General features: G+C 33.0%; 6 protein-coding genes. 3 read left to right on the top strand and 3 right to left on the bottom strand.

From position 1 onward, the window contains the following. The 3 genes from EEJ45_RS17845 to EEJ45_RS17835 all read left to right on the top strand — a co-directional run. Nucleotides 1-433, top strand: a 433-nt coding sequence (locus EEJ45_RS17845) for an ATP-binding protein (protein WP_164464346.1), incomplete at its 5' end; no start/stop codon positions are given. A 383-nt stretch (nucleotides 434-816) separates the two neighbouring features. After that, nucleotides 817-1,032: a hypothetical protein gene (locus EEJ45_RS17840; protein WP_124566100.1), complete on the top strand. Its 216-nt coding sequence runs from the start codon at nucleotides 817-819 to the stop codon at nucleotides 1,030-1,032. Nucleotides 1,033-1,139: 107 nt separating this feature from the next. Beyond that, nucleotides 1,140-1,670, top strand: a complete 531-nt coding sequence (locus EEJ45_RS17835) for a type II toxin-antitoxin system PemK/MazF family toxin (RefSeq protein ID WP_164464345.1) — start codon at nucleotides 1,140-1,142, stop codon at nucleotides 1,668-1,670. Nucleotides 1,671-2,133: 463 nt separating this feature from the next. Here the strand turns inward: EEJ45_RS17835 and EEJ45_RS17830 are convergent, their stop codons facing one another. The 3 genes from EEJ45_RS17830 to EEJ45_RS17820 all read right to left on the bottom strand — a co-directional run bounded on the left by EEJ45_RS17830 (nucleotide 2,134) and on the right by EEJ45_RS17820 (nucleotide 4,160). Beyond that, nucleotides 2,134-2,370: a hypothetical protein gene (locus EEJ45_RS17830; protein ID WP_124566098.1), complete on the bottom strand. Its 237-nt coding sequence runs from the start codon at nucleotides 2,368-2,370 to the stop codon at nucleotides 2,134-2,136. A gap of 182 nt (nucleotides 2,371-2,552) precedes the next feature. Further along, on the bottom strand, nucleotides 2,553-3,566 hold the full coding sequence (locus EEJ45_RS17825; RefSeq protein WP_124566097.1) for a hypothetical protein: 1,014 nt from the start codon (nucleotides 3,564-3,566) through the stop codon (nucleotides 2,553-2,555). 69 nt (nucleotides 3,567-3,635) lie between these two features. Next, the gene (locus EEJ45_RS17820) at nucleotides 3,636-4,160 is read right to left on the bottom strand and encodes a hypothetical protein (protein ID WP_124566096.1); all 525 of its coding nucleotides are present in this window, start codon (nucleotides 4,158-4,160) and stop codon (nucleotides 3,636-3,638) included. Nucleotides 4,161-4,566: the final 406 nt, after the last annotated feature.

The raw sequence follows: 4,566 nt of genomic DNA, 5'->3' as shown, positions 1-4,566 counted from the left end.
TGGTCCAAGTGGTGTGGGCAAAACTCATTTAGCGACAGGAATTGGTATCGCAGCTGCGAAAAAAAGAACAAGTACGTATTTTATAAAATGTCATGACCTCATTCAAAATTTAAAGAAAGAGTACCTAGAAAACCGTTTGGAAAGTCGCTTAAAGCATTATACAAAGTATAAGCTCTTAATTATCGACGAAATCGGATATTTGCCTATTAATCCGGAGGATGCCAAATTGTTTTTTCAGCTGATTGATAAGCGTTACGAAAAGCGCAGCACAATTTTTACAACTAACGTCAATTTCAAATCCTGGGATGAAGTGTTTCAAGAGCCTAAGTTAGCAAATGCCATTCTTGATCGTATTTTACATCACGCAACGGTAGTGACAATTGTAGGAAAGTCATATCGTCTAAAAGATCATTTTCCGAAAGAACCTGAGTAATTTTATACATCATTAAGTGAGCTTTTTTGTACATAATCTAGTTGACATTTATACGGGACAAAGATAATAAATTAAACAACGCTTATCTTGCTTAAGATAAGCGTTGTTTAATAAGAGTTAGTTTAAAAATAGGCATCTTACAAGTATTTTATCGGCATGTTTGGTGCATAACATGATTATACATATAAAGTATTTTGCGTCGTGTATTTCAAAAAAACTGAAAAAATGTTGATAAAAACAAAGGTTTTTTATTGCAAATTACAGAATCTGTTATAAAATTAAGTTGTTTACAATGGTAATATGTGACGTATACAACGGACTAAGTGTTTGTATACCGCTCCAAGCATATAAAAACTTTCTTAAATTAGAAAGGAGAGGGAAATATGGCAATGGTTGTTCCGTTTCCTCAAAAAGCTAATACAGTCGCTAACTTAAATGAAAAAAAATCTGGATTTAACTTGTTTAATAAGTTATCTCAACGACTAGGTGTAGACGTAGATAAAATTGTTTTAGAACGTGATCAAACAGAAAAAGCTAAACTAGAGCGTGTTTTACACAAACAAACATTAAAAGATCGCACGCGTTCCATAGAAGAATGAAAAGAACCTTTTATTAAAAATAAAAGGTTCTTTTTTGTTGCTTGTTCCATTCACATTATCCAGATATGGTATAATTTTCTTAAAACTGGTACATAGGAGTGATGGGGTTGGCAGCAGTTTCATTCAAGCGTGGAGATGTGTTCTATGTGAATTTTACAGAGGTCGTTTATGATCCTCGGAAAAAGGACCATGTGAAAGGTAGGCCTTTGCCTCATACGGTGTTGCAAGGTAATCATATGGCTATCGTCTTAAGTGATGATGAGAACCATGATGATGTACAGCTATCCAAACAACATGTTGTTGTCGCACCTATTTCTTCATCTAAATCAGCAGTAGCAAACGATAAATTATTGTTAACTCACGTTCCGCTCGAAGTTGCAAAGAATCCATTTTTATCTCAAGAAAGCTACGCTTTGCTACATCAACCTCTTACAATTCCTATTCATTGGCTGCGCGAAGCAAAACGTCGTGGCAGAGTGCATCCAGACGATATGGAGGTTGTGTCTTTAGTTCTACTATTATCTACGGGGTCGTCAGAACATGTACAAAAAATCATCAAACAAGCTGTATCTGAAGCCGTTAAAGAATACGCGGAAAAAAGCATGCAAGAGGGTTCATCGGCTGCATCAGACGAATAACAAGCTAAAAGCAGGTATTTGGAAAAGCAGAGCGGAATCAAGTGGAAAGAAGACAGATGACAAAAAAGCATACGTCAAAATACAGCGGTCCGCATACGGCATTAAAAAGCACCTTGAGTTGCCTATTGTAACGACAATCGTAAGACACACGGAGAGTTGAACTGTGCGTGGGCATTGGTGTACAACAAAAAAAGGAAAACGTGTCTGGATTTGATCTCACGTCAAAAGCACTGGCACATTAACTGAGAAAGTATATGTTCTATAAACATAAAAAAACCTTTAGCTATCGTTTTTTGAAACATATTATTACGAGTAATGCCACATATCTATGATATGTGGCATTACTTCGAGTTTAGTGATAAGAACTCTGTGATTATTCTAAAAGGCATTGCCCTATCGGAAAATATTTTTCCATCTGCTTTTAGGGAATTCACAACGCTAAGTAGGTTGTTTTTTATACCATTCAAGGAATTGATTGTTGATTATGCACTGAGGAATTTTCAATCCATTCCTCAATTAGCATATTTGTTCTCTCCCAGTTGTTTTCATTAGACATTTTCTGTTCACTCATGGTGTTAGCAACATTATTAAGGGCGGAGGAAATTTGACAGGAACTTAAGAAAATCATAATTCCTAGGAAGATAATAGCCCCCTTCCAGCTAACTTTTCCGTCCCGCAAACTAATTCTTTTTTTATCCATATCTGTCCCTTCCTTTTACACAGGGTTAGTTAAATAATATAGATTATGATATTAAAAAGATTCTTTTTACACCTGCAACAAATGATAAATAATAAAGCATACTTGAACCAAGAATAACACCATGTACAATTGTAAATGAACCTTTCATGTCTCACCTCCTTAGACATGTTGTATCCTTACTTTTATTGATTTAAATTTTTGTTTAAAGCTATCCTAATGCTCGGTTCTGAATCCATATCTGCGTTTTTTATATTAGATTGTTGATCACTCAAAGGAATGTAAATAACAGTGAAATTAGACGTACCTTCTTGTACTAAATTTTGTTTTATTACACCTTTAATTGTTGTGGAACTATTAGGGTTTAATTCTCCAAATAGTACATGTTTATCTCCTTTTATTGGTGTTTGCTTCCAATCCAATAAGGAAATTAATGCAAAATGACTTTTTTTATCTAAATCATTTCCTATGTTTAGATGATAATCTATATCATTTTCACTATTTATATTTTCAATAAGCCAAGGCTTTAATTCTTTTGATTTAGTTACAATTACACCTGAAAGCCCGTTATCATTAGAAGTCTCATCAAACTTTTCATATGTAACATTCATTTTATCATTTTTATTTACCTGAATGTTTAATCTTTTAAACATCATATGACTTAATTCGGTTTGTCTTCTATATTGTATATCTAAGTTTTTATCATCTGGATCAGGAGCTAATGCGAGAATAATATCATGAAAGCCTTTATTTAATTTTGGAAGCATAAAGGGAATAAAAGCTATTTGTTTAGCCTCTAAAGAAAACCTATATGTATTTGTTGTTTGTTCCCCAATTAATATTTCCTCTTGTTTATAATCAACAAGAGGCATTAAAACATAGTCACGTTTTCTGTTTGTTTGATTAATTACTGCAATAGTGGAATAAAATTGTTGTTTGTTACTCATAGAGAAATTATTTTCACCTATTACGGTAGAGTGATCCTCACTCACTAAAGCAATAGAAACTCCGTTATCAGCATGAGGTACATATTTATAATCATATGCATTATCATAAGCCGGTTTTAAATTTAAATTATTTGTTTGTTTTATCTGAGAGCTTTTCTCAACTTTTTTATTTTGAAACGCATCAATAACATAACCAATAATAAAAACGGTTGTTATAACGATTAATATCAATAAGGATTTACTTTTTAACATGGTAAGTAATGTCTCCAATCTAAAAAGGAGTAGTCATATAGACCTTCTCCTTTTTTGTACTTTATTCATTTACCAGTGTTTATATTTTGTGTATGTTTGAAAGTAATGGTCAGCATATCCTGCTTTTTTAAATGTGTGATTTCCATAACCTTCATATGTGCCAGGTTTCCAAAGACTATTGTTGTACGCAGTTATAAGTGCACTAGTAGCACCATATGAACCATCAGTAGCAGACTTTACAAAGGCTCCATTTCTATACAATCTAGTTTTTGCATAAATGTACTTAATATAATCACGTGTAGTAGAACCAGAACAAACTTTATAAGCATCTGACGTACTTTTAGAGTAGAAGTTGCCGTCTTCGTATATAGCTGTTTTATACTTGTACATAGGATAACAACTACCGGATGCAACTTCAATATCGTCAATTGCTGAAACATCCTGAATTCCAGGTGTAAAAACTCCATTTTCAGATGTTGTAGTAGGCGGAAGCGGATCTGGATCAACTGGTGGTTCTTCAGCTAAAACAACTCCTCCAAAAGTTAAGGTTAGTAACATAGAAGCAACAAACGTTCTTAACTTTTTAAACTTCATTTACATCCCTCCAGTTTCTGAATATTTAGAATACAAAGTTAATTATGTTATAATCTTACAAATAAAGCAACAAAAATTTTTAATATAAAGATAAAAAAGTAGATAAGATTAAATAATAGATTTGCTTATCTGTTGATGGGGTCTTTTAATTTTTCACTTTCATTTATTTTTTAATCGATAGTTAGTAACATAGTTAAATAGCAAATAATCTTGTGACTCTTCCATTTCCATGACTATATATAAGTGAATAATTTTTTCAGCCTCTGATGCCTAAAACCTTCCCTTCTTGTCTACACTGTTTACTAGAAAAGGCAGGGACAGGAGCTGGTAAAATGAAGCGGTTAAACATTACAAACTTTCATGGGTTAACGCCTTCTGAATTACGTTCATACGAGAAACAAGAAAG

The organism is Ectobacillus antri, from assembly GCF_003852715.1.
In the GTDB taxonomy this organism is placed as follows: domain Bacteria; phylum Bacillota; class Bacilli; order Bacillales; family Bacillaceae_G; genus Ectobacillus; species Ectobacillus antri.
Note: the sequence above shows the minus strand (reverse complement) of the source record. Positions and strands in the feature narration are given on the sequence as shown.

What these genes read in the sequence shown, in the direction of transcription:
- EEJ45_RS17820 (WP_124566096.1), bottom strand. Translation starts at nt 4,160, where the DNA reads ATGAAGTTTAAAAAGTTAAGAACGTTTGTTGCTTCTATGTTACTAACC.
- EEJ45_RS17830 (WP_124566098.1), bottom strand. Translation starts at nt 2,370, where the DNA reads ATGGATAAAAAAAGAATTAGTTTGCGGGACGGAAAAGTTAGCTGGAAG.
- EEJ45_RS17840 (WP_124566100.1), top strand. Translation starts at nt 817, where the DNA reads ATGGCAATGGTTGTTCCGTTTCCTCAAAAAGCTAATACAGTCGCTAAC.
- EEJ45_RS17825 (WP_124566097.1), bottom strand. Translation starts at nt 3,566, where the DNA reads ATGTTAAAAAGTAAATCCTTATTGATATTAATCGTTATAACAACCGTT.